Source organism: Denitrificimonas caeni DSM 24390, from assembly GCF_000421765.1.
GTDB classification, from domain to species: Bacteria; Pseudomonadota; Gammaproteobacteria; order Pseudomonadales; family Pseudomonadaceae; genus Denitrificimonas; species Denitrificimonas caeni.
The window spans coordinates 224,702-244,547 of sequence record NZ_ATXQ01000002.1 but is presented as its reverse complement, the minus strand read 5'-3'; the positions used below and the strand labels follow the sequence as shown (position 1 = coordinate 244,547).

The 19,846-nt window shown below is 46.6% G+C and carries 22 protein-coding genes; 18 read left to right on the top strand and 4 right to left on the bottom strand.

Annotation, left to right across the window (positions count from 1 at the left end; all coding sequences use genetic code 11):
- Nucleotides 1-3 precede the first annotated feature (3 nt).
- From H591_RS0104075 to H591_RS0104025, 11 genes are all read left to right on the top strand, one after another.
- Nucleotides 4-1,443, top strand: a complete 1,440-nt coding sequence (locus H591_RS0104075) for a DegQ family serine endoprotease (RefSeq protein WP_408605528.1) — start codon at nucleotides 4-6, stop codon at nucleotides 1,441-1,443.
- A gap of 203 nt (nucleotides 1,444-1,646) precedes the next feature.
- A complete protein-coding gene (gene lepA / locus H591_RS0104070) occupies nucleotides 1,647-3,446 on the top strand; it encodes a translation elongation factor 4 (RefSeq protein ID WP_022965673.1) in 1,800 nt (599 codons plus the stop codon).
- Between the two features lie 3 nt (nucleotides 3,447-3,449).
- Nucleotides 3,450-4,301 carry a signal peptidase I gene (lepB, locus tag H591_RS0104065; RefSeq protein WP_022965672.1) on the top strand — a complete coding sequence of 284 codons (852 nt, stop codon included), beginning with the start codon at nucleotides 3,450-3,452 and terminating at the stop codon, nucleotides 4,299-4,301.
- Between the two features lie 87 nt (nucleotides 4,302-4,388).
- Nucleotides 4,389-4,772 (top strand): DUF4845 domain-containing protein, encoded by a 384-nt coding sequence (locus tag H591_RS0104060; RefSeq protein ID WP_022965671.1) that lies wholly within the window; start codon nucleotides 4,389-4,391, stop codon nucleotides 4,770-4,772.
- Complete coding sequence (rnc, locus tag H591_RS0104055) at nucleotides 4,769-5,464, top strand: ribonuclease III (RefSeq protein WP_022965670.1); 696 nt, start codon at nucleotides 4,769-4,771, stop codon at nucleotides 5,462-5,464. Before H591_RS0104060 ends, rnc begins: the two co-directional genes overlap by 4 nt.
- Nucleotides 5,457-6,356 carry a GTPase Era gene (gene era, locus H591_RS0104050; protein WP_022965669.1) on the top strand — a complete coding sequence of 300 codons (900 nt, stop codon included), beginning with the start codon at nucleotides 5,457-5,459 and terminating at the stop codon, nucleotides 6,354-6,356. The genes rnc and era overlap by 8 nt, the downstream gene beginning before the upstream one ends.
- A gap of 54 nt (nucleotides 6,357-6,410) precedes the next feature.
- On the top strand, nucleotides 6,411-7,097 hold the full coding sequence (gene recO, locus H591_RS0104045) for a DNA repair protein RecO (RefSeq protein ID WP_022965668.1): 687 nt from the start codon (nucleotides 6,411-6,413) through the stop codon (nucleotides 7,095-7,097).
- Nucleotides 7,097-7,843, top strand: coding sequence for a pyridoxine 5'-phosphate synthase (gene pdxJ, locus H591_RS0104040; protein WP_022965667.1), 747 nt, complete (start codon nucleotides 7,097-7,099; stop codon nucleotides 7,841-7,843). The genes recO and pdxJ overlap by 1 nt, the downstream gene beginning before the upstream one ends.
- Nucleotides 7,844-8,110: 267 nt before the next feature.
- Nucleotides 8,111-8,635, top strand: coding sequence for a rhodanese family protein (locus H591_RS0104035; protein ID WP_022965666.1), 525 nt, complete (start codon nucleotides 8,111-8,113; stop codon nucleotides 8,633-8,635).
- Nucleotides 8,636-9,205: 570 nt separating this feature from the next.
- Nucleotides 9,206-9,823, top strand: a complete 618-nt coding sequence (locus H591_RS0104030; protein ID WP_022965665.1) for an FmdE family protein — start codon at nucleotides 9,206-9,208, stop codon at nucleotides 9,821-9,823.
- A gap of 383 nt (nucleotides 9,824-10,206) precedes the next feature.
- Nucleotides 10,207-12,066 (top strand): cation:proton antiporter, encoded by a 1,860-nt coding sequence (locus tag H591_RS0104025; RefSeq protein WP_022965664.1) that lies wholly within the window; start codon nucleotides 10,207-10,209, stop codon nucleotides 12,064-12,066.
- 74 nt (nucleotides 12,067-12,140) lie between these two features.
- On the opposite strand, the gene H591_RS0104020 is transcribed toward H591_RS0104025, so the two are convergent.
- Complete coding sequence (locus H591_RS0104020; RefSeq protein ID WP_022965663.1) at nucleotides 12,141-12,464, bottom strand: hypothetical protein; 324 nt, start codon at nucleotides 12,462-12,464, stop codon at nucleotides 12,141-12,143.
- A gap of 278 nt (nucleotides 12,465-12,742) precedes the next feature.
- The gene (locus H591_RS14825) at nucleotides 12,743-13,273 is read right to left on the bottom strand and encodes an RcnB family protein (protein ID WP_022965662.1); all 531 of its coding nucleotides are present in this window, start codon (nucleotides 13,271-13,273) and stop codon (nucleotides 12,743-12,745) included.
- A 193-nt stretch (nucleotides 13,274-13,466) separates the two neighbouring features.
- Between H591_RS14825 and pmrG the strand changes: the two genes are divergently transcribed.
- Nucleotides 13,467-14,129 carry a lipopolysaccharide core heptose(II)-phosphate phosphatase PmrG gene (gene pmrG, locus H591_RS0104010; protein ID WP_022965661.1) on the top strand — a complete coding sequence of 221 codons (663 nt, stop codon included), beginning with the start codon at nucleotides 13,467-13,469 and terminating at the stop codon, nucleotides 14,127-14,129.
- Between the two features lie 189 nt (nucleotides 14,130-14,318).
- Here pmrG and H591_RS0104005 read toward each other — a convergent pair whose 3' ends face one another.
- Nucleotides 14,319-15,707 (bottom strand): class II fumarate hydratase, encoded by a 1,389-nt coding sequence (locus H591_RS0104005; protein ID WP_022965660.1) that lies wholly within the window; start codon nucleotides 15,705-15,707, stop codon nucleotides 14,319-14,321.
- 28 nt (nucleotides 15,708-15,735) lie between these two features.
- Nucleotides 15,736-15,906, bottom strand: a complete 171-nt coding sequence (locus H591_RS15825; RefSeq protein WP_022965659.1) for a DUF2897 family protein — start codon at nucleotides 15,904-15,906, stop codon at nucleotides 15,736-15,738.
- A 187-nt stretch (nucleotides 15,907-16,093) separates the two neighbouring features.
- Here H591_RS15825 and pyrF point away from each other — a divergent pair, with 187 nt between their 5' ends.
- The 6 genes from pyrF to H591_RS14805 all read left to right on the top strand — a co-directional run bounded on the left by pyrF (nucleotide 16,094) and on the right by H591_RS14805 (nucleotide 19,806).
- Nucleotides 16,094-16,783, top strand: coding sequence for an orotidine-5'-phosphate decarboxylase (pyrF, locus tag H591_RS0103995; RefSeq protein WP_022965658.1), 690 nt, complete (start codon nucleotides 16,094-16,096; stop codon nucleotides 16,781-16,783).
- 214 nt (nucleotides 16,784-16,997) lie between these two features.
- Nucleotides 16,998-17,411 (top strand): hypothetical protein, encoded by a 414-nt coding sequence (locus tag H591_RS14820; RefSeq protein WP_022965657.1) that lies wholly within the window; start codon nucleotides 16,998-17,000, stop codon nucleotides 17,409-17,411.
- Between the two features lie 389 nt (nucleotides 17,412-17,800).
- A complete protein-coding gene (locus H591_RS15690; protein ID WP_022965655.1) occupies nucleotides 17,801-18,208 on the top strand; it encodes a hypothetical protein in 408 nt (135 codons plus the stop codon).
- Between the two features lie 26 nt (nucleotides 18,209-18,234).
- The gene (locus H591_RS0103975; RefSeq protein WP_022965654.1) at nucleotides 18,235-18,513 is read left to right on the top strand and encodes a hypothetical protein; all 279 of its coding nucleotides are present in this window, start codon (nucleotides 18,235-18,237) and stop codon (nucleotides 18,511-18,513) included.
- A gap of 98 nt (nucleotides 18,514-18,611) precedes the next feature.
- The gene (locus H591_RS0103970; RefSeq protein ID WP_022965653.1) at nucleotides 18,612-18,845 is read left to right on the top strand and encodes a hypothetical protein; all 234 of its coding nucleotides are present in this window, start codon (nucleotides 18,612-18,614) and stop codon (nucleotides 18,843-18,845) included.
- A gap of 562 nt (nucleotides 18,846-19,407) precedes the next feature.
- Nucleotides 19,408-19,806, top strand: coding sequence for a hypothetical protein (locus H591_RS14805; RefSeq protein ID WP_022965652.1), 399 nt, complete (start codon nucleotides 19,408-19,410; stop codon nucleotides 19,804-19,806).
- The last annotated feature ends 40 nt before the right edge of the window (nucleotides 19,807-19,846 follow it).

Genomic DNA, 19,846 nt, shown 5'->3' with positions numbered 1-19,846 from the left:
ATTATGCCGCAGAGAAAAACATCCTTATTTATGACTGCATGCTTGGCTGTGATGGTGCTTCTAGCGCCTGCAGCACAAGCACAATTGCCCGATTTTACTGACTTGGTTGAGCAGTCGGCACCCGCGGTGGTTAACATTAGTACACGACAAAATATGCCGCAAAGACAGGCTGTTGCTGGTGGTGGCTATGCTATTCCTGATCTTGAAGGTTTGCCGCCTATCTTTCGTGAGTTTTTTGAACGCAGTTTGCCGATGCCGCGTGCACCGCAAGGCTCTCAGAAAGGCCAGCAACGTGAAGCGCAGTCATTAGGTTCGGGCTTTATTATTTCCTCTGATGGTTATGTGTTGACCAATAATCATGTGATTGCTGATGCCGATGAAATTATTGTGCGTCTGTCTGATCGCAGTGAGTTAGTGGCGAAGTTGGTTGGCGCAGATCCGCGTACCGATGTGGCACTACTAAAAATTCCAGGTAAAAACTTACCAACAGTTAAACTTGGTAAATCGAATGATCTTAAAGTCGGTGAGTGGGTGTTAGCAATTGGTTCGCCGTTTGGCTTTGATCACTCTGTGACCGCTGGTATTGTTTCAGCCAAAGGTCGCAGCTTACCTAACGATAACTATGTGCCGTTTATCCAAACAGATGTGGCGATTAACCCTGGCAACTCAGGCGGCCCGCTGTTTAATCTAAAAGGCGAAGTGATCGGTATTAACTCGCAGATCTTTACCCGTTCGGGTGGCTTTATGGGGCTATCTTTTGCCATTCCTATGGAGGTTGCTTTAGACGTTTCTGATCAACTTAAAGCTAGCGGTAAAGTTGATCGAGGCTGGTTAGGGGTGGTGATCCAAGAGGTGAATAAAGACCTTGCCGAGTCTTTCGGTCTTGATAAACCAGCTGGTGCCTTAGTTGCGCAGGTGCTTGAAAAGGGTCCCGCTGATAAGGGTGGCTTGCAAGTTGGTGATGTGATTTTAAGTATTAATGATCACCCCGTGGTGATGTCTGCTGATTTGCCGCATTTGGTTGGAATACTTAAATCTGGACAGACTGCTAACTTAGTGGTGATGCGTGAAGGCTCGCGCAAAACTTTAAAAGTTAAAGTGGGTGCATTGCCGAATGATGGCGAAGAAATGTCTCTGGCTGGTACAGAAGGTGCGGCCAGTCAAAGCAATCGCTTAGGTATGACAGTGGTGGATTTAACTGCAGAGCAGAAAAAAGCCATTGATTTGCAAGGTGGTGTGGTTATTCAAGACGTGCAGGATGGCCCAGCTGCCATGATCGGTTTGCGCCCTGGTGATGTGATTACCCATTTAAACAATCAAGTGATCGATTCTGCACAGACTTTTACCAAAACTGCGCAAGCACTGCCGAACAATCGTTCATTATCAATGCGCGTATTGCGTCAAGGTCGAGCCAGTTTCATTACCTTTAAATTGGCAAATTAATCTTAAAGTAACAGCGGTTTAGATTAAAAAAGCGACATGGAGTCGCTTTTTTAATGTCTTAGATTTGTTGGGAACGATGAGTTACTGCGGTTTTTTCAGTGCAGCTTGTGTGATAGATGACTTGCACGGCATAAATCAGGTAAACTCTCGGGCTATTTTCTGTTGGCAATCGGTCGACGGACTTAATTGTAGAGTGATGTTCTGTGAGTGACTTGAGTCATATCCGTAATTTTTCCATCATTGCCCACATCGACCATGGTAAATCCACCTTGGCCGACCGCTTCATCCAAATGTGCGGTGGCTTGACTGAGCGCGAAATGGCGTCTCAGGTCTTGGATTCTATGGATCTTGAGCGTGAGCGGGGCATTACCATTAAGGCACACAGTGTGACCTTAAGTTATACCGCCCGTGATGGTCGTATCTACCAACTAAACTTTATTGACACGCCAGGCCACGTTGACTTTAGTTATGAAGTCAGTCGTTCGTTGGCGGCCTGTGAAGGTGCTTTATTAGTGGTTGATGCGGGCCAAGGCGTGGAAGCGCAATCGGTTGCTAACTGCTATACGGCTATCGAGCAAGGTCTCGAAGTGATGCCGGTGCTGAATAAAATCGACTTGCCGCAAGCCGATCCGATTCGTGTGCAAGAAGAGATTGAGCATGTGATTGGTATTGATGCGACCGATGCCGTGACTTGCAGTGCGAAGACCGGTCTTGGTGTTGATGAAGTGCTTGAGCGTTTAGTGCAAGTTATTCCGCCGCCAGTTGGAGAAATTGACGCACCGCTGCAAGCGCTGATTATTGACTCATGGTTTGATAATTATTTGGGCATTGTTTCTTTAGTACGAGTCAAGCATGGCCGTATTAAAAAAGGCGATAAAGTGTTGGTGAAGTCAACCGGACGTGTCCATCAAGTTGATAGTGTTGGTGTATTTAATCCAAAGCACACGCAAACAGTTGATCTAAAAGCCGGTGAAGTAGGCTTTATTATTGCTGGTATCAAAGATATTCAAGGCGCGCCAGTGGGTGATACCTTAACCCTCTCACATACCCCTGATGTGGATATGTTGCCTGGTTTTAAGCGTGTACAACCTCAGGTCTACGCAGGTTTGTTTCCTGTCAGCTCTGATGATTTTGAAGACTTTCGTGACGCGCTAGAAAAGCTCACCCTCAACGATGCTGCCTTGCAATACGAGCCGGAAAGCTCTGAGGCTTTGGGTTTTGGTTTCCGTATTGGTTTCCTCGGCATGCTGCACATGGAGATCATTCAAGAGCGTCTGGAACGTGAATACGATCTTGATTTAATCACCACGGCACCAACGGTGATTTTTGAAGTTGTGAAGAAAAATGGCGATATCATTTACGTTGATAACCCATCACGGATGCCTGATCCATCAGTGATTGAAGAAATGCGTGAGCCGATTGTTAAGGCAACCATTCTTGTGCCGCAAGAGCATTTGGGTAACGTCATTACCTTGTGCATTGAAAAGCGTGGCGTACAAACCGATATGCACTTCTTAGGCAGTCAAGTTCAAGTGATTTATGACTTGCCGATGAACGAAGTGGTTCTCGATTTCTTTGATCGTCTGAAGTCAGTCAGTCGCGGCTATGCTTCGCTAGATTACAGCTTTGACCGCTACCAGGCTGCTAGCTTGTCACGTTTAGATGTGCTGATTAACGGCGAGCGTGTTGATGCTTTAGCCCTGATTGTGCACCGTGATAAAGCCGCATCGAAAGGCCGTGCACTGACTGAGAAAATGAAAGAATTGATTCCTCGTCAGATGTACGACGTGGCAATTCAAGCAGCACTTGGTGGTCAAGTTGTTGCGCGCACAACGGTTAAAGCCTTGCGCAAAAACGTTTTAGCCAAGTGTTATGGCGGTGACGTCAGCCGTAAGCGCAAACTGTTAGAAAAACAGAAAGCCGGTAAGAAAAGGATGAAGCAGGTGGGTAACGTGGAAATTCCACAAGAAGCCTTCCTCGCAGTGCTCAGAGTGGATGACTAACCGATGAACTTAAATTTCCCATTAATCTTAGTGATTGCAGTTGCCGTAACTGGCTTTTTAGCGCTGCTGGATGTGCTGTTTTTTGCACCTCGGCGCCGTGCTGCAATCGCACAGTACGAAAAAGAAGCAGTGGCGTTTAACTCCGAAGTGCGCGAGCGCTTAGAGAAAGAACCGCTGTTGATTGAGTACGGTAAATCATTTTTCCCAGTGCTGGCGGTGGTTTTGGTGTTGCGCTCATTTATTGTTGAGCCATTCCAAATTCCGTCTGGGTCAATGATTCCAACCCTTGAAGTGGGCGATTTTATTTTAGTTAATAAGTTTTCTTACGGTATTCGTTTGCCAGTGATTGATAAGAAAGTCATTCCAGTTAGCGACCCTAAGCGCGGCGATGTCATGGTGTTTAAATACCCTGAAGACACGCGGATTAACTACATTAAACGTGTGGTTGGTTTACCCGGCGATACCATTACTTATACATCTGATAAGCGCATTCTGGTCAACGGCCAAGCGATTGAAGAAAAGTTTTTAGGTGATGAACCGGGCAGTCTTGGCAGCGCACGTTTGTACACTGAAAAACTCGGTGAGCATGAGCACTACATTCGTAAAGAGGTTCGTCGCCGTGTAGAGCCAACACGCGAGTGGCATGTGCCAGCCGGTCATTATTTTATGATGGGTGATAACCGTGACAATTCGAAAGACAGTCGTTATTGGGATGATTCAAGCATTCCTTTGGAACTGCAAGGGATGGTGCCGGACGAGTATATTGTTGGTAAAGCCTTTGCAATTTGGCTGACTTGGGCCGATCCTAAGTTCAGTGTACTGCCAAGCCTTAGCCGTGTAGGTTTAATCCACTAATAACTCAAACTGTGTCCTGTGCACTCACACTGTGTGAGTCAGAATCGGCTAAAGTGCGCTGACATTAATAAACGAAACGAGGTTGCAATGCACAATATCCGTAAACAAAAAGGGATGTCTTTTTTCGGTTGGTTGGCGATTTTAGTTCTGGTTGCTTTTTTTGCCAGCGCTGCATTTAAGCTGATACCGCATTACATGGATAATAACGCTTTAGAAAAAGCGATTATGGCAGTAGAAGAAGATAAAGCCCTTGGTGATAAAATCATTACTGTTGCTGACTTTTATGGCCATATTAGCAAAAACATGCAAATTAATAGCATCCGTGATTTGAAAATGGATGAAATTTTGACTGTGACAAAAAATAACAATGACTTTATCGCCCATCTTAAATATGAAAAGCGCGAGCCGCTCATTAAGAATATCGATTTGGTTGTCAGTTTTGATAAAGAATATCGCGTGCGTACCAAGTGAGTGATCCATTACTGAGTTTACAACGTAAAATTGGCTACACCTTCAGCGATGCGGGACTGTTAACCTTAGCGCTCACGCACCGCAGTTTTTCTGGGCGCAACAATGAGCGTTTAGAGTTTTTAGGCGATGCTATTTTAAATTTTGTCGCTGGCGAAGCTCTTTTTCACCATTTTCCACAGGCTAAAGAAGGCCAGCTTTCACGCTTGCGTTCACGTTTAGTCAAAGGTGAGACTCTTGCTGTTTTAGCCAGAGGCTTTGGCCTTGGAGAATACTTGCGTTTAGGTTCAGGGGAGTTGAAAAGCGGTGGTTTTCGCCGTGATTCAATTCTAGCTGATACCACCGAGGCCATTATTGGTGGGATTTACTTAGATGCAGGCATGGAAGTTGCTCGTGAGCGTGTCCTCGCTTGGCTTGAGCAGCATTTCTCCGAATTAACGCTGGTAGATACCAATAAAGATCCGAAAACGCGTTTACAAGAGTTTTTACAATCACGTGGTGGCGATCTGCCGCAATACGAAGTGATTGATATCCAAGGTGAGCCGCACTGCCGCAGTTTTGCTGTCGAGTGTCAGGTGAGCCTACTTAATGAAAAAACCCACGGGCAGGGTGCAAGCCGACGTATTGCTGAGCAAGTAGCAGCGTCTAAAGCACTGATAGCGCTGGGTATAGAGAGTAAAAATCAGCATGACTGAAGAAGAAACACGTTGTGGCTATGTGGCTGTAGTGGGACGCCCGAATGTGGGCAAGTCAACACTGGTCAACCACATTTTAGGCCAAAAGCTAGCCATTACTTCGCGTAAACCGCAAACCACCCGCCACAACATGCTCGGAATTAAAACCGAAGGTGCTGTGCAAGCGGTGTATGTTGATACCCCTGGTTTACACAAAGGCGGTCAGACAGCGCTTAATCGCTTTATGAATCGCAGTGCGCTGACTGCGCTGAAAGACATTGATGTGGCAATATTTGTGGTCGACCGCATGCGTTGGACCGATGAAGATGAAATGGTTTTTGAACGCATTCAATACCTGACTTGCCCGCTGATTATCGCGGTCAATAAAGCTGACCGTTTAGAAGATAAAAGTCAGCTGTTAGCGCATTTAGAATGGCTGGCGACCAAGCTGCCGAACGCGCAAATCGTTCCAGTCTCTGCTTTACATGGCCACAACCTTGAAACACTGGAGCGTTTGGTCAGTGAGTACTTGCCGGTCAGCGAGCATTTCTTCCCTGAGGATCAGATTACCGATCGCTCTAGCCGTTTCTTGGCTGCTGAGATGGTGCGGGAAAAAATCATGCGCCAATTGGGCGCGGAATTGCCATACCAGATTACTGTCGAGATTGAAGAGTTTAAGCAAGAAGGCCGCATCCTGCATATTCATGCGCTGATTTTAGTCGAGCGTGATGGGCAGAAGAAAATCATTATTGGTGACAAAGGCGAGCGCATTAAGCGCATTGGCCAAGAAGCCCGTAAGGATATGGAGATTTTGTTTGACTCAAAAATCATGCTCAATTTGTGGGTCAAAGTAAAAAGTGGTTGGTCTGATGATGAGCGCGCCTTGCGTTCATTAGGTTATCAAGAGTATTGAAACCAACTTGGCATGCGCTCTGTCCTGGAGCGCATGCTATTTAGAGGCTGAATTATGCAGTCGTCGCTAGCCTTTATTTTGCACAGCCGTCCCTACAAAGAAACCAGTGCCTTAGTCGATCTGTTTACACCGAATGGGCGCGTGCGTGCGGTGTTACGCAGTGCTCGGGGTAAACATGGCAGTGTGGCGCGGCCTTTCTCTTTGTTAGAGGTTGAGTTGCGCGGGCGTAGCGAGTTAAAAAGTATCAGTCGTATTGAGCCAGCCGGTGAGTTTAATTTTCTGCAAGGGCAGGCGCTGTTTTGCGCCATGTATCTCAATGAATTACTGGTGCGTTTATTGCCTCTGGATGATCCGCAGCTGCAGTTATTTGAGCACTACACGCTGTCTGTGCAAGGTTTGTCGCATGGCTTACCCATGCAACCTTTGCTACGAAGTTTTGAATGGCGTTTACTTGAGCAGTTAGGTTATGGCTTTTCTTTTACTGAGGATATCCATGGGCAGGCACTGCAAGAGCAAATGTTGTATCGTCTAGTGCCGCAAAGTGGTTTTGAAGCCGTATCGTTGGTGCAATCTGGTGTGTTTCAGGGCGCGGATATTTTAGCTTTGGCTACTGCGGATTGGCAGCAAGAACGTATTTTACAAACGGCCAAGCGGGTGATGCGTCAAGCGTTAGCTGCACATTTGGGCGGACGTCCGTTAATGAGTCGTGAATTGTTTTTGACACAAAAAGGGTCTGTGTAATGAATTTGAATAAGCGTATTTTGTTGGGTGTGAATATTGACCATATTGCCACTGTGCGTCAGGCGCGCGGCACGCGTTACCCTGATCCAGTCAAGGCTGCTTTGGATGCTGAGCAAGCCGGTGCTGATGGTATTACCGTACATTTGCGTGAAGACCGTCGTCATATCCAAGACCGTGATGTGCGGGTGTTGCGCGAAGTGATGCACACGCCGATGAATTTCGAGATGGGCGTGACTGAAGAAATGCTGCTTTTAGCTGAAGAACTTCGTCCTGAGCACGCCTGTTTTGTGCCGGAAACTCGCGCTGAGTTGACCACTGAAGGTGGCTTGGATGTGTTGTCACAAGAAGCGCGTATCGCCGTAGCGGTAAAGCGTTTACAGGCAGTGGGTTGTGATGTGTCATTGTTTATTGATGCTGATGAACAGCAAATTGCAGCGGCCAAGCGCGTCGGTGCCACCACAATTGAATTGCATACTGGACATTATTCAGATGCGACGACACCTGCTGAGCAAACTGAGCAATTGGAGCTCATTCGCAAAGCTGCGGCCTTTGCTATCGAGCAAGGTTTGGTTGTGAATGCCGGGCATGGTCTGAATTATCATAACGTTGAACCAATTGCAGCAATTGCCGGCATTAATGAGCTAAATATTGGTCATGCGATTATTGCCCATGCACTGTTTGTAGGTTTCCCTACCGCCGTTGCTGAAATGAAAGCACTGATTGTTGCAGCTGCTGAGCGCAGTTGATTTTATTTGAGTAACCTGGCCTGATTTTCCTTATAAACGTTCTTCGCTGGCTCTGTTTATTGCTCAACGTACCGTTTAAGGCTTGGCTTGGTTTCGCTTGGATGATGCAGGCATTTTTTGCAGACAATGATTACTAACTTTATAAGCGCTTTAGTTTATTTGTATATATATTATATTTTATGTTTTCGTGATAGCATGGCGTAGAGAACAACGCACAGAGTTGTTGATCTTCCAGACACATATATGCATTTAAATGAGAGTGAACCAATGTCTAGCAAGATATTAACACCACAAGCCGCGCAAGAGTTATTAGCACAGGGTGCTGTGTTGGTTGATATTCGCGGGGCAGATGAGTACGCACGTGAGCATATTGCAGTTGCACAACACATGCCAATGGAGCAGCTAAGCAGTCAAGGTATGCCGAGAAATGATGCGAATGCGGTCATTTTTCACTGCCGTTCAGGCAACCGTACAGTGATGAATGCTGGTGTTCTGGATAACTGCGCTAGCTGTGAAGTATACATCTTGGAAGGTGGCTTAGACGGCTGGAAAAAAGCCGGGCTTCCAGTGATCAGCGATGCATCGCAACCTTTAGAGTTACAGCGACAAGTGCAAATTGGCGCAGGTACGATGATTCTATTGGGCGTTATTTTAGGTGCAACAGTTGCTCCAGGCTGGTATGCACTGTCAGGCTTTGTCGGTGCAGGCTTAATTATGGCCGGTGTCACTGGCTTTTGTGGTTTAGCGCGCGTGCTAATGAAAATGCCATGGAATAAAAACTCTGCTGCATAAGTTAAAGTAGCTAAATGCAAGCCTGTACAGGGCTTGCATTTTTATTTGAATAGCTCCTGTGTTTTCTTTTCAAGAAAAACCAATTACTGTTAGGGCCTTGGTTGCCGTATTGTTCTGGCAATTATTAATCACTTAGCTTTGTTACGAACGCTCTAGATCATGTTTGTTTCCAAGGTTAAGTTGTTTGACCAGCTGCGCTTTAAATTGCTTAGCATCATCATTTATTCTTTCTGATATAAGCACAACTCGTATTACTAGATAGTCTCTAGAGGTTGCAACAAGCTCAGTTTGGCAGTGCGTGCAATGCATCATTGCACGCGGTTTCGGATGCAACAATAATCTGATCTAATCTGATCTATAGATGTCAGGTCCCGCATGGCTGAGCACGCCGTCCTGTCCTTGATGTGACACTCGATGCAATGATGGCGGTGAAGGTAGCGCATTATTACACTAAGTAGAGATATTGCTGTCAACAGAGCACACTAATGAAGGTTCTCTTGTCATCAGCTTCTCGAAGCCTGCTAGTCTGTTGCTATCTTTTTCAAAACTCTACTCCCTAAGGAGATCGCCATGACTTATCCCAACTTCTTCGATAAAGCCCCAGTGATTCGTTTGCGCGATCCATTAGCGCAGCTGCTTGGTAGTGCGGCAGAGGGCATTATGGATTACCACTATGTCGATGCTGTACGGCTGGCGGGGCATTCTTGCCCAACGGTTGCGGGTGCTTTCCTAACTGCGCGAGCGGCCTTGCAAGCGCTGTATCCAGATACGCTGCCTGAGCGTGGAGCTATCTGTGTACGCATGCCATCAGCGGAAACAGACGGAACGACTGGTGTGGTTGCTCAAGTCTTGACTCTCATTACCGGCGCTGCAGCGCAGGGTGGCTTTAAGGGCATTGGTCAGCGTTTTGCACGTAATGGCTTGCTCAGTTTCGCAACAGATGCTGCGCATGATGGCGCGGTACGTTTCGAGCGACTTGATACTGGCGCTGCAGTAATGGTGAAGTTTGATGCCCATAAAATCCCCGCCGATGAATCTCAGCGCGAACGCATGCAGGCGGTCATACAAAATCGCGAAACACCTGAGCAACAGGCAGAGTTTGCAAGGCTCTGGCAGGAACGCGTACGGCGGATACTGTTAGAACATGCCGATGATTCGGCGTTGTTATCCATTGTTCACCTAAGCTGACACTTTAAAGCTGAGTCAGCAGTTACATTGGCGCTGCCGCGCTAGACAGGTTGTCTGCCTTGTCCAGAGGAGCCGGCATTGCAACGATGGCTTCAGTCGGTTTTGCCAGCAGAGATAGCAACACCTATCACAGGATATCTGCGCAGACTCTGTCGGATATTTCGGTGCTTGGTAATCTGTCGCAGAGAGGTTAATCTGCGGCAGGTTATTTATGATCATCATACAAGTTTGGACCATCCATAAAGACCGAGACACTGTTGTATGCGTTGAGGCATTGGCAGGAAATGTCGGGTTTTATGATTCTAGCTTCGGTTGTTTTTCGCCTTATGCCTGCTGAGCAATCGCGTCCAGCGCCACAATAATAATTTAGGGATTCTTGGTTTATGCCCGTTAGCACTGTTTTATTGCTCGCCTCGATTGGTGTTTTATCGTTATTTTGTCAGTGGTTGGCTTGGCGTGTGCGCATGCCGGCGATTGTCTTCTTGTTAGCTGCAGGTATCGCTTGTGGCCCGGTTTTGCATTATTTGAATCCTGAGGATGTGTTTGGCGACCTGCTGTTCCCGATGGTGTCGTTGGCGGTGGCAATTATTTTGTTTGAAGGCAGTCTGACCCTGCGCTTCTCTGAAATCCGTGGCCATGGCGCAATGGTGCGTAACTTGATTCCGGTTGGCTCTGTGGTGACCGGTATTATCGGCACTTTGGCTGCGCATTGGATTTTGGATATTTCCTGGGAGATTTCTCTACTGTTCGGTGCGATTTCCGTGGTGACCGGGCCAACGGTGATTGCGCCATTGCTGCGCGCAGTGCGACCCAAGGCTAAGTTGGCGAATATTTTGCAGTGGGAAGGCATCATTATTGATCCAGTAGGTGCCTTGCTGGCGGTGCTGGTGTACGAGGGGATTGTCTCGTGGGGGCAGGGTAATGTCTTTGGCCATTCGCTGTATATCTTCAGCACTACAATTGCCGTGGGCACGGTATTGGGCTCAGCTGCAGGCTATTTGAACGGTCAGGTGCTGCGCAAACACTGGATTCCGCAATACTTACATAACGCCGGTACGCTGTCGTTTATGTTGGGCGTGTATGCACTGTCGAATGAAATCGCTCACGAGTCAGGTCTGTTGACGGTGACCATCATGGGCATCTGGATGGCCAATATGAAACAGGTCGATGTTGATAGCATTTTGGAGTTCAAAGAATCTCTGAGTGTGCTGTTAATTTCTGCGTTGTTTATTATTTTGGCTGCGCGCATTGAGTTTTCAGCTATTGCGAATTTAGGTTGGGGACTGGCTGTGGTGTTGGCCATCTTAATGTTGGTGGCACGGCCTTTGAGTATTTTTATCTCGGCGATAGGCACCAGTTTAAATTGGCGAGAAAAGCTGTTTTTAAGCTGGATCGCTCCACGCGGTATTGTTGCCGCAGCGGTTTCTGCACTGTTTGCTTTCCAGTTGCAAAATAATGGTTTTGCTGGCGGCGAGACGCTGGTGCCGCTGGTGTTTATGCTGATTATTGCCACCGTTACCGTGCAAAGCCTCACTGCTCGTCCCTTAGCCAAATTGCTCGGTGTGGCCGAGCCGCCAGAGTTTGGCTTTTTGATTATCGGTGCTAACACGGTAGCGCGGATGATCGCGGTTGAGCTGACTAAACACGAGGTGCCAGTGGTGTTGGCCGACAGTAGCTGGGAGAACGTGCGCTTGGCGCGTATGGAAAACTTGCAGGTTTACTTTGGTAATCCAGTCTCTGAACACGCGGCCAATCAATTGGATTTAACCGGTATTGGTAATCTTTTGGTTATTTCGCCATATAAACACATGAACTCTCTGGCCACTTATCACTTCCTTGATTGGTTTGGTGATCACAACAGCGTGTACAGCCTGTCAGAAGGCGAGCAAGATCAGAAGGCGCGCTACCAGACCGCTGAGAAAATACAGCGCACACGTGGCCTGTTTGACGGTGTCAGTTATGCCAAATTAGCCAGCTTGGCCAGCCAAGGTTATACGGTGAAAACGACGCAGTTGAGTGATGCCTTTAATTATCAGAACTTTCTGGATAAGCATCAAAATCAGGCTTTAGTTCTGTTTGTGCTGGACAGCAAAGATCATATTACGCCGGTTAAATCCATGGACACGCTCAAACCTGACAATGAATCGACATTGATCAGTCTGGTGCCGCCTAAAGCGCCGGAAGAACGTAAGGGTAGTAAAAGTAGCGACGCCAATAATGGTGTGGCAACGATTACTGGCTAGAGCATTGAATCAGTAGAGCACATAAGGCTGCAGGCTGGGAGCCGACCTTGTGTGCTGTGTTATGTGATTGGCGGTTATTTGCTAAACAAACTGACGATGTTAGTGGTTTCAGCCAGCTCATCTTCTGAGTCAACTAAAGAAGGCATTAAAATGATTTTCATGCCTTTTCTAATATGTTTAATACGTTGATCAGGGTCTTGATGCTTGATTGCCATGGTTTCCCACGCTAGGTAAGTGGAATACAGCGTTGAGTCGGGCATGTCATCTAAGATTTCAATGCTGATGAATTGCAAAATGTCGTCAGTAAAGACTTTGATCGCATTATTAAGCGAACCATCAGTGTAAGCATTGCCACGTTTGGTTTTGCGGATTATGGCGCGCAAGCGTGATTCCAGCATCGTCTTAAAACCCCACTAATTTTGGAAGTACCACTAAAGCAGAGCTGTTTGAGAGCGTGTATCTGGAGACAGTCAAAGCAGCGCAATCAATAATCAAAGCCAGCATTTGTTGCCAGCTTTATCTGTTTTTACAGAGATTATCTTATCTTGGCTAGTGTAGACCAGTGCATTGTGTGTGCGGATCATTTGCTGTGCATGGAAAGACGCGAAATGAACTCGCCAACTGTTGTGGATTAGCCTAGCAGTCGGCGGTTTTATGGGGAAGGTTACAGAACGGTTTAGCGCAGGATGTTCTCGATCACGTCGACGACAACATTGGTGACCGTATCAATCATTAAAACATCGTTATCCACCCGCACATAACGGTAATCACGCGGTGCTGGCTGCAAACGACCATGCAATCTGTTTGGCAACTCGTAGTATTTTACTTGTTTAGAAAGCGGCTGACCTTTGTGCCACTTCTTTGCATAGCGGGGCGGCTGACAGCGATTGTTTTTCTTAGCTAAGCCGCGTGGACATTTCCCTCTGTACTGCTGATCGCGATAATAGTCATTGATCAAACGCCGATCATTCTGATGAAAACGGTATTGCACTGCGTGACGACGCCGATCATCTTTGTAGCGTCTGTCATCACGGTACTTATCATGTTTATAGTGCTGTTTGTGCTTCTTCTCGGGCCGGTGCTCTTCTGCATGGCGGTTGTGACTATCGGTTCGAAACAGTCTGTCGGCGAATGCATTGCTCGTGAAAAGTGCTAGCAGTACAGTCAGTGCTGCGAGGCGAAGTGATGATTTTTTAGGAATCAACATACTAGGAACTCCTGTCAGGAAAAGGTGCAAAGCAAATAAAGTATGAGAAAGAATTATTGTATTAGTCGCTCAGTTATTTTTTTGGTTCCTTGAGGCCGTAATAATAGGCTGAAAGGGCTTATTTATTGGTTGGTATGGAACTGGGTCACGTTTCTGTATCTAATGACTACAGTGTTATTTAGAGTGCATATCGATGCCCGCGACTAAGTTTTTCAAAGGTTTGACTCTCGGTCGAGCTAAAACATCATTACTGCTGGGAACGGCACTTGCACTAACTGGGTTGGCCTTTTCTGTCAGCCAACTCTTGGCCGACCCTAAGCCGGTCGATCTTTCTGAAAGCCCCTTTGCTTTAACCACGAACATGCTGGCTGAATGGCAGGATGGCGATGTGATTGTGTTTGTTCGTCATTTAGAGCGTTGCAGTCGGGTTGATGCCGCCTGTTTAGATGGGCCGACAGGTATTACTCAGCGTGCTACTGCGACAGGGTTGGCGATGCGTGAGCAGTTTGCAGAATTGGGGCTGGCAGCATCAGATATTTATAGCAGCCCGTTAACCCGTACCAGTCAAACTAGCGCACTATTGTTTGCACAGCCAACTGCTAACGAAGATTTTTTGTACCAATGCAAAGATGATTTTGTCAAAGAAGCTTTAGCTAGGAAAATCCCCGGACGTAATTTGGTTTTAGTCACCCACAGCAGCTGCATGGATGAAGTGAATGAAAGTTTATCCTACGCTGAAGTTGACTATAAGTATGGCGCAGCAGTGTTTTTGAATGTTGAAAGCGAGACTAAGCAACAAATTTTAGGATTTATTGATACCGATGATTGGCTGCACACCTTAACCCCGCGCTCTTAACGCGCGGCGTTGTAGTTCGTGTAGATACAAAAAAGCCTCAAGACACTTTGTTGTGTTAGAGGCTTTTTTTTGGTGTTGAGTCGTAGATGTGTCTTGCTCATGCAGATGGCCGTGTTGAAGCCGTATTCTGTATGAACATATTGCATCTCAAACCTCGCGTCTGAGCAATCGAACTCGCTTGTTATATTGCTAAGCCTCAGGTTTGAGCATATCTTGCGGACGCACCCATTGGCTGAACTGCTCATCGGTAACTAACTCAAGTGCAATCGCTGCCTCGCGCAACGTAAGGTTTTCCGCATAAGCTTTTTTAGCTATTTTCGCTGCATTATCGTAGCCAATGTGTCGATTTAACGCCGTCACCAACATCAAGCCATTTTCCAAGTGATCCGCCATTTGTTGCTCATTGGCTTGCATGCCTTCAATGCAATGCTCTTGGAAGTTACGGCAACCATCCGCCATTAGCTCAATGGATTCCAAAATGTTATGGATAATCACCGGCTTAAACACGTTGAGCTGCAGATGGCCGTGACTGGCGGCAATGTTAACGGTGACGTCATTGCCCATCACTTGGCAGGCCAGCATTGATAGCGCCTCACACTGCGTCGGATTAACTTTGCCCGGCATAATCGAGCTGCCAGGTTCATTGGCGGGTAACAACACTTCAGCAAAACCGGCGCGAGGCCCAGAGCCTAGCAAACGTAGGTCATTGGCGATTTTCATCAAGGCCACGGCTAAAGTTTTTAACCCACCAGATAAACTCACCAAAGGTTCATGCCCAGCCAAAGCGGCAAACTTATTAGCGGCTGAGGTCAGAGGTAGACCTGTTGCGCTGGCCAATTCTTTAGCAATATCGTCGGCAAAGCTTGGGCTACTATTGAGACCGGTGCCGACAGCCGTACCTCCTTGTGCAAGCTCGGCAACGGCAGGCAGACTCAGCTCTATGGCATGTTGGGCATAATCCAACTGTGCGACAAAAGCCGAGAGCTCTTGGCCAAAGGTGACAGGTGTTGCATCCATCATGTGGGTGCGACCGGTTTTTACCAAATTGGCATAACGCTTGGCTTGTTTATCCAGTCCGTCACGCAGCAGTTTGATGGCTGGGAATAAGTCATGCTCAATCGCCTGTAGCGCAGCGATGTGCATCGCCGTAGGGAAGCAATCGTTGGAGCTTTGTGCGCGGTTGACATGATCATTAGGATGCACCGGTGATTTACCGCCGCGACCTTGTCCGGCAATTTCATTGGCGCGACCAGCAATCACTTCGTTGACATTCATATTGCTCTGCGTGCCGCTGCCCGTTTGCCAAACCACCAGAGGAAAGTGCTCGTTGAGCGATCCGTTAATGATTTCATCGGCAGCTTGCTCGATCAGCTTAGCGATGTCTTCAGGCAGCTCGCCTAAGCTGGCATTCACCCGTGCGGCAGCTTTTTTGATCTGCGCTAAAGCATGCACGACGGCGAGAGGCATGGGCTGTGAACCAATTGCGAAATTTTCTTTAGAGCGCTGTGTTTGCGCGCCCCAATACGCTGTGGCAGGTACTTCGATGGCACCTAAACTATCGGTTTCTGTGCGGGACATAATCAATCTCCAAGCAGGTTGTCAGGGATTATTCGTCTTTTTGGCGTTCTTGCGCTTCCAACTCGGCGTTACGTTGTTTCATCAATTCCAGCTTGTCTTTATCGATTGGCATTGTGTTAGCTGTATTGCGCAGTCTCAACAAAGCAGCAATAACTGAGCCGAGTACCAGAGCGATTAATAACCAAATATACCAAGGCATGGGTAACTCCTTAATCCGTTAAATGAGAATGTATCTCATAAAGAGTGTTGATGCATCTGTAAAGGCTATGCACAGACAGAGTACAGGATAAAAGCCCGCTAAAATGCCGTAGCAACAAACTCGATGCGACAGTGAGCCTAGAGGAAGGCTACAATGCTGCGGATTTTATTGATACGAGACTCAAGTCATGTCCAGCCCAATTGTTGTAGCCCTCGATTTTCCTAGTGAAGCGCAAGCTTTAGCGTTAGCAGAGCGTCTAAACCCTCAACAATGCCGTCTTAAAGTCGGTAAAGAGTTGTTTACGCGCTGTGGACCTAAGGTAGTTGAAGGCTTGCATGCATTGGGTTTTGAGGTGTTTTTAGACCTTAAGTTTCATGATATTCCGAATACCACGGCGATGGCGGTGAAAGCGGCGGCTGAATTGGGCGTGTGGATGGTCAACGTCCATTGCTCCGGCGGCTTGAAAATGATGCAAGCCTGCCGTGACGTATTGGAACAACATAGCGGTAATAAGCCTTTATTGATTGGCGTGACAGTGCTGACCAGCATGGAGCAAAGCGATTTAGCGGGCATCGGTTTAGATATCACCCCGCAGCAACAGGTTTTGCGTTTAGCCGGTTTAGCCGAGCAAGCAGGTTTAGATGGTTTAGTGTGTTCTGCGCAAGAAGCCTCGATTCTTAAAGAGCAATGGCCAGCAGGGCAGTTGGTGACTCCAGGTATTCGCCCAGCGGGCAGCGCACAGGATGACCAGAAACGCATCCTGACGCCAGCACAAGCCATGCAAGCGGGATCAGATTACTTAGTCATCGGTCGCCCAATCACCCAAGCTGCAGACCCGGCACAAGCGTTGAGTGATATTTTGGTCGAGCTTGGCTAAGTTTTTGGTAAGTTTTTAAACGAGCCTCAATCTTGTTAAGACAGATTAAAATACACAACGTATGAGCAGATTACATCGAGCGCTCTCTTTTTTGGACTTTTAATATGAGGTTTATTTCTATGGGCTCTGAATTAAAGTCAACAAACAACGGCAGCGTTGCCTCGCGAGCTCAATGCGCTAATGCACGCTGCAGCTTTGAGCGTTAGAAGCCATTATGTGGTTTCAAAGTGTCTTCAAAATATTTTTATCATTAGTGGCGCTTATTATTTTTATAATATTGCTGTTTATAGCAAGCATGACATGGGCTTATTATTTTGAAGTGTCAGCAGTACGGGAGCGATTTAACTCGGCCGCATGGATCAAACAAGAAAATCCATACAGCGAAAGCTTTGACCCTGGCTGTGTTCGCGGCGGAATGGCTTTGGACTTAATAAAAACCGATTTAATAATTAACCACAATGCCGAGCAGGTGGTGGCGCTTCTAGGCAAGCCAAAGGCCTCTGAAAAATCTGATTTCTCTTATGCGCTCGGTCAATGCTCAGGTTTTGGCTGGTTAAATTCAATATTAGTAGTAAAGTTTGAGAATGATTTAGTGACGCAACTAAGCATTGAGCGAGGTGCGCCCTAATAAGCGGCTTAAGTCGCTCGCATCGTACTCTGGGGCAGACTAGAGCCTCCTTAACCAAACCTATACGCTGGAGTCACATGGACGAACTATTCAGCCTCGTACTTCGCTTTATTGGCTACTTCATAACTGAGATTCTGCTTGGCACGTTTTTCTACGCTATAGGATGGCCGTTTGTGAAAGTGGCAACCCTTGGGAAATACCCAAACAGTGAGTGGTTGAGCGGATCCACAAAGGAAGCCTATGTATGCTGCGTTGGTATTGTCATTTTCGCTATTGCGTTAATGGCCGTCTTAGGTCAATTCAAACTGTGACAATGCGCTTAAATGGTTTGCTGCGCTCGCAGGGATCAATGAAGCTCGACTCATTATCTTCATCGTTATGTGGTGTGTATGAATAAATATTTCTATCTGATTCTGGTTTTCTTATGCAGCTCTTGTACTAATAACCAAGCGGTCTATGAACGAAGCTTTGATTATGATTCCGGAGTAGTTGATCTCTCTGCTGAAATAGAAGGAGATTGGGATAAGGTTTGCTTAATAACACCTTATTTTGATAATCAACTCGCGGAGGAGCTTATAGGTTTTAAGTTTGATGTCGAATCTAAAAGTGATATTTATGTATCTGATGGGATAACGCTTTTATTGGTAATAAAGGATGAGCACGTTATTGAGCAGTTTCAAGTGCCACGTAACAATATAGACTTTTCATCTGTAGATGCTGATTGTTATCTTAGCGGTAAAGCTAAATTTAAAATAATAACCAAAGAAAATAATTGGCGTGCTGTGGAGCCTACATAACTATAAATATAAAAGGAGCAGAACAGTTGGCTAATTTATTTCGTTACACTACCTTGGTGTTTGTATTGGCAAGTGTGATATCGGGCATTTTTGCCAATCAGTTTGTTTCGCTTGAAGGCATAAATATTACTAGGCTATCTGAAGCGCGCTGGGTGTTCATTACCATCATGCCTGTACTTCTTATGGTCAACTTTGTTTGGGCTAGCGACACTGCAGCAAAAGATAAAATCACCATATCTTTACAAGTTATCGGGCAAACAGCTCTATTTGCGGCCCCTTACTACTGGGTTTTCAATCACGCGTGAGCGGCGTCTAACTGCTTACACGGTCACGCTCACTCGTTAACTGAACACGCAAAAGCTTGCGTTTTTTCTGACGGTTGGCTCAAGCTCAAGGTGCAAATGTGATCGATTCAGACCAGTTCAATTTTCTACTTTTTGCCCTTATCGGTGCTGTTGCTGGTGTTGGTTTGCTGTTGGTCAAGCCGGCACCTGATGAACCTGAGTTGCTTGACCGGTTTTGGCCGGGTGCTCGCATCTATCGTTTACGTTGCGTCCGCGTTATTTTAGGTTTTTTTATACTTGGGCTGACCACCTTTGTGCTCTATCTAGAAGGCGGTTTCAGCCAATGGCCATGACGCCTAACAATACCTGGCACCTCAAAAGTTTTGGCTATCTTGAAGGGCAATATGAAATACCTAATACTCTTTCTTATTTTACTGCCAACTCTTGTCTCTGCGGCTGAAAGCACGTGCTTTGGTACAGCGACTAATGGTCGTTTGCAGAGTGTGGATAGTACGGCCAGTTGAGCATTGATTATGAAGCGATGGGTGCGCACCTAGTGTCTTTGCATAAAGAAGCCAAGCGCCGAGGTTATGATCTGTGGCGTGTGATATTCGATCCTCAGCTACAGCCCTATTTGTTTAAGAGCAAACACGGCGAATACTTGCGACAGAATATGCAATTTTCAAAAAAACCGTCTTGGGTACGACATGATGAGAATTATCATGTTGACTTCAAAATACCCTGCGATGCATATTTCTAACCGTTTGATAATTAAGATGTTTCCATTTTTTTCAGGTTTGACGCTGTGGCTGCATCTTTACGATATTTTTCTCGCTACACAAGCTGTTTGCTGACAAAAGATTAAAGCCTATCTTGTGCCGTAGCACAGCGTAAAAGTAGATATTGAGCCAAGCCATGTTCAAATTTTTTGATAAGTTTTTTAAGAAAAAAACACGATCCACTAAGACTCAAGGGAACTCTGCTGTAGCGGTGAGTTTTGACGATTGCGGTATTACGATGAAACAGCATGGTGCTGAGCATGGCAGTGTTCAGTGGCGCGATATCAGTTTGATTGCTATCTCTATCGAAGATGACTTTCTGCCTTTCCCATATTGGTACATTGGCTGTAAAGACAATCTATTGCGTATTCCCAACGATGCTATTGGCGCAAGTGAATTGTTCTTTGATGGGTTTTCTAAATACATTGATGGTTATGCAAAAGACGAGACATTTCAGGTGATTCTTGAGGCTTCCTCAGCTATGCAGGGATCGTTTATTGTCTGGCAAGCCGCTGATGCTAGCGCAGGCGAATAAGGCATGCGATATTTCCTGATCCGCAAGGGAAAATAGTGCC

Coding starts and splice junctions, on each gene's coding strand:
- H591_RS0104020 (WP_022965663.1), bottom strand. CDS start 12,464: ATGCTGGAATCACGCTTGCGCGCCATAATCCGCAAAACCAAACGTGGC.
- pyrF (WP_022965658.1), top strand. CDS start 16,094: ATGTCCAGCCCAATTGTTGTAGCCCTCGATTTTCCTAGTGAAGCGCAA.
- H591_RS0104060 (WP_022965671.1), top strand. CDS start 4,389: ATGCACAATATCCGTAAACAAAAAGGGATGTCTTTTTTCGGTTGGTTG.
- H591_RS0104030 (WP_022965665.1), top strand. CDS start 9,206: ATGACTTATCCCAACTTCTTCGATAAAGCCCCAGTGATTCGTTTGCGC.
- era (WP_022965669.1), top strand. CDS start 5,457: ATGACTGAAGAAGAAACACGTTGTGGCTATGTGGCTGTAGTGGGACGC.
- H591_RS14825 (WP_022965662.1), bottom strand. CDS start 13,273: ATGTTGATTCCTAAAAAATCATCACTTCGCCTCGCAGCACTGACTGTA.
- H591_RS0104035 (WP_022965666.1), top strand. CDS start 8,111: ATGTCTAGCAAGATATTAACACCACAAGCCGCGCAAGAGTTATTAGCA.
- H591_RS14805 (WP_022965652.1), top strand. CDS start 19,408: ATGTTCAAATTTTTTGATAAGTTTTTTAAGAAAAAAACACGATCCACT.
- H591_RS15690 (WP_022965655.1), top strand. CDS start 17,801: ATGAATAAATATTTCTATCTGATTCTGGTTTTCTTATGCAGCTCTTGT.
- H591_RS15825 (WP_022965659.1), bottom strand. CDS start 15,906: ATGCCTTGGTATATTTGGTTATTAATCGCTCTGGTACTCGGCTCAGTT.
- recO (WP_022965668.1), top strand. CDS start 6,411: ATGCAGTCGTCGCTAGCCTTTATTTTGCACAGCCGTCCCTACAAAGAA.
- H591_RS14820 (WP_022965657.1), top strand. CDS start 16,998: ATGTGGTTTCAAAGTGTCTTCAAAATATTTTTATCATTAGTGGCGCTT.
- pdxJ (WP_022965667.1), top strand. CDS start 7,097: ATGAATTTGAATAAGCGTATTTTGTTGGGTGTGAATATTGACCATATT.
- H591_RS0104005 (WP_022965660.1), bottom strand. CDS start 15,707: ATGTCCCGCACAGAAACCGATAGTTTAGGTGCCATCGAAGTACCTGCC.
- H591_RS0104075 (WP_408605528.1), top strand. CDS start 4: ATGCCGCAGAGAAAAACATCCTTATTTATGACTGCATGCTTGGCTGTG.
- lepB (WP_022965672.1), top strand. CDS start 3,450: ATGAACTTAAATTTCCCATTAATCTTAGTGATTGCAGTTGCCGTAACT.
- pmrG (WP_022965661.1), top strand. CDS start 13,467: ATGCCCGCGACTAAGTTTTTCAAAGGTTTGACTCTCGGTCGAGCTAAA.
- H591_RS0104025 (WP_022965664.1), top strand. CDS start 10,207: ATGCCCGTTAGCACTGTTTTATTGCTCGCCTCGATTGGTGTTTTATCG.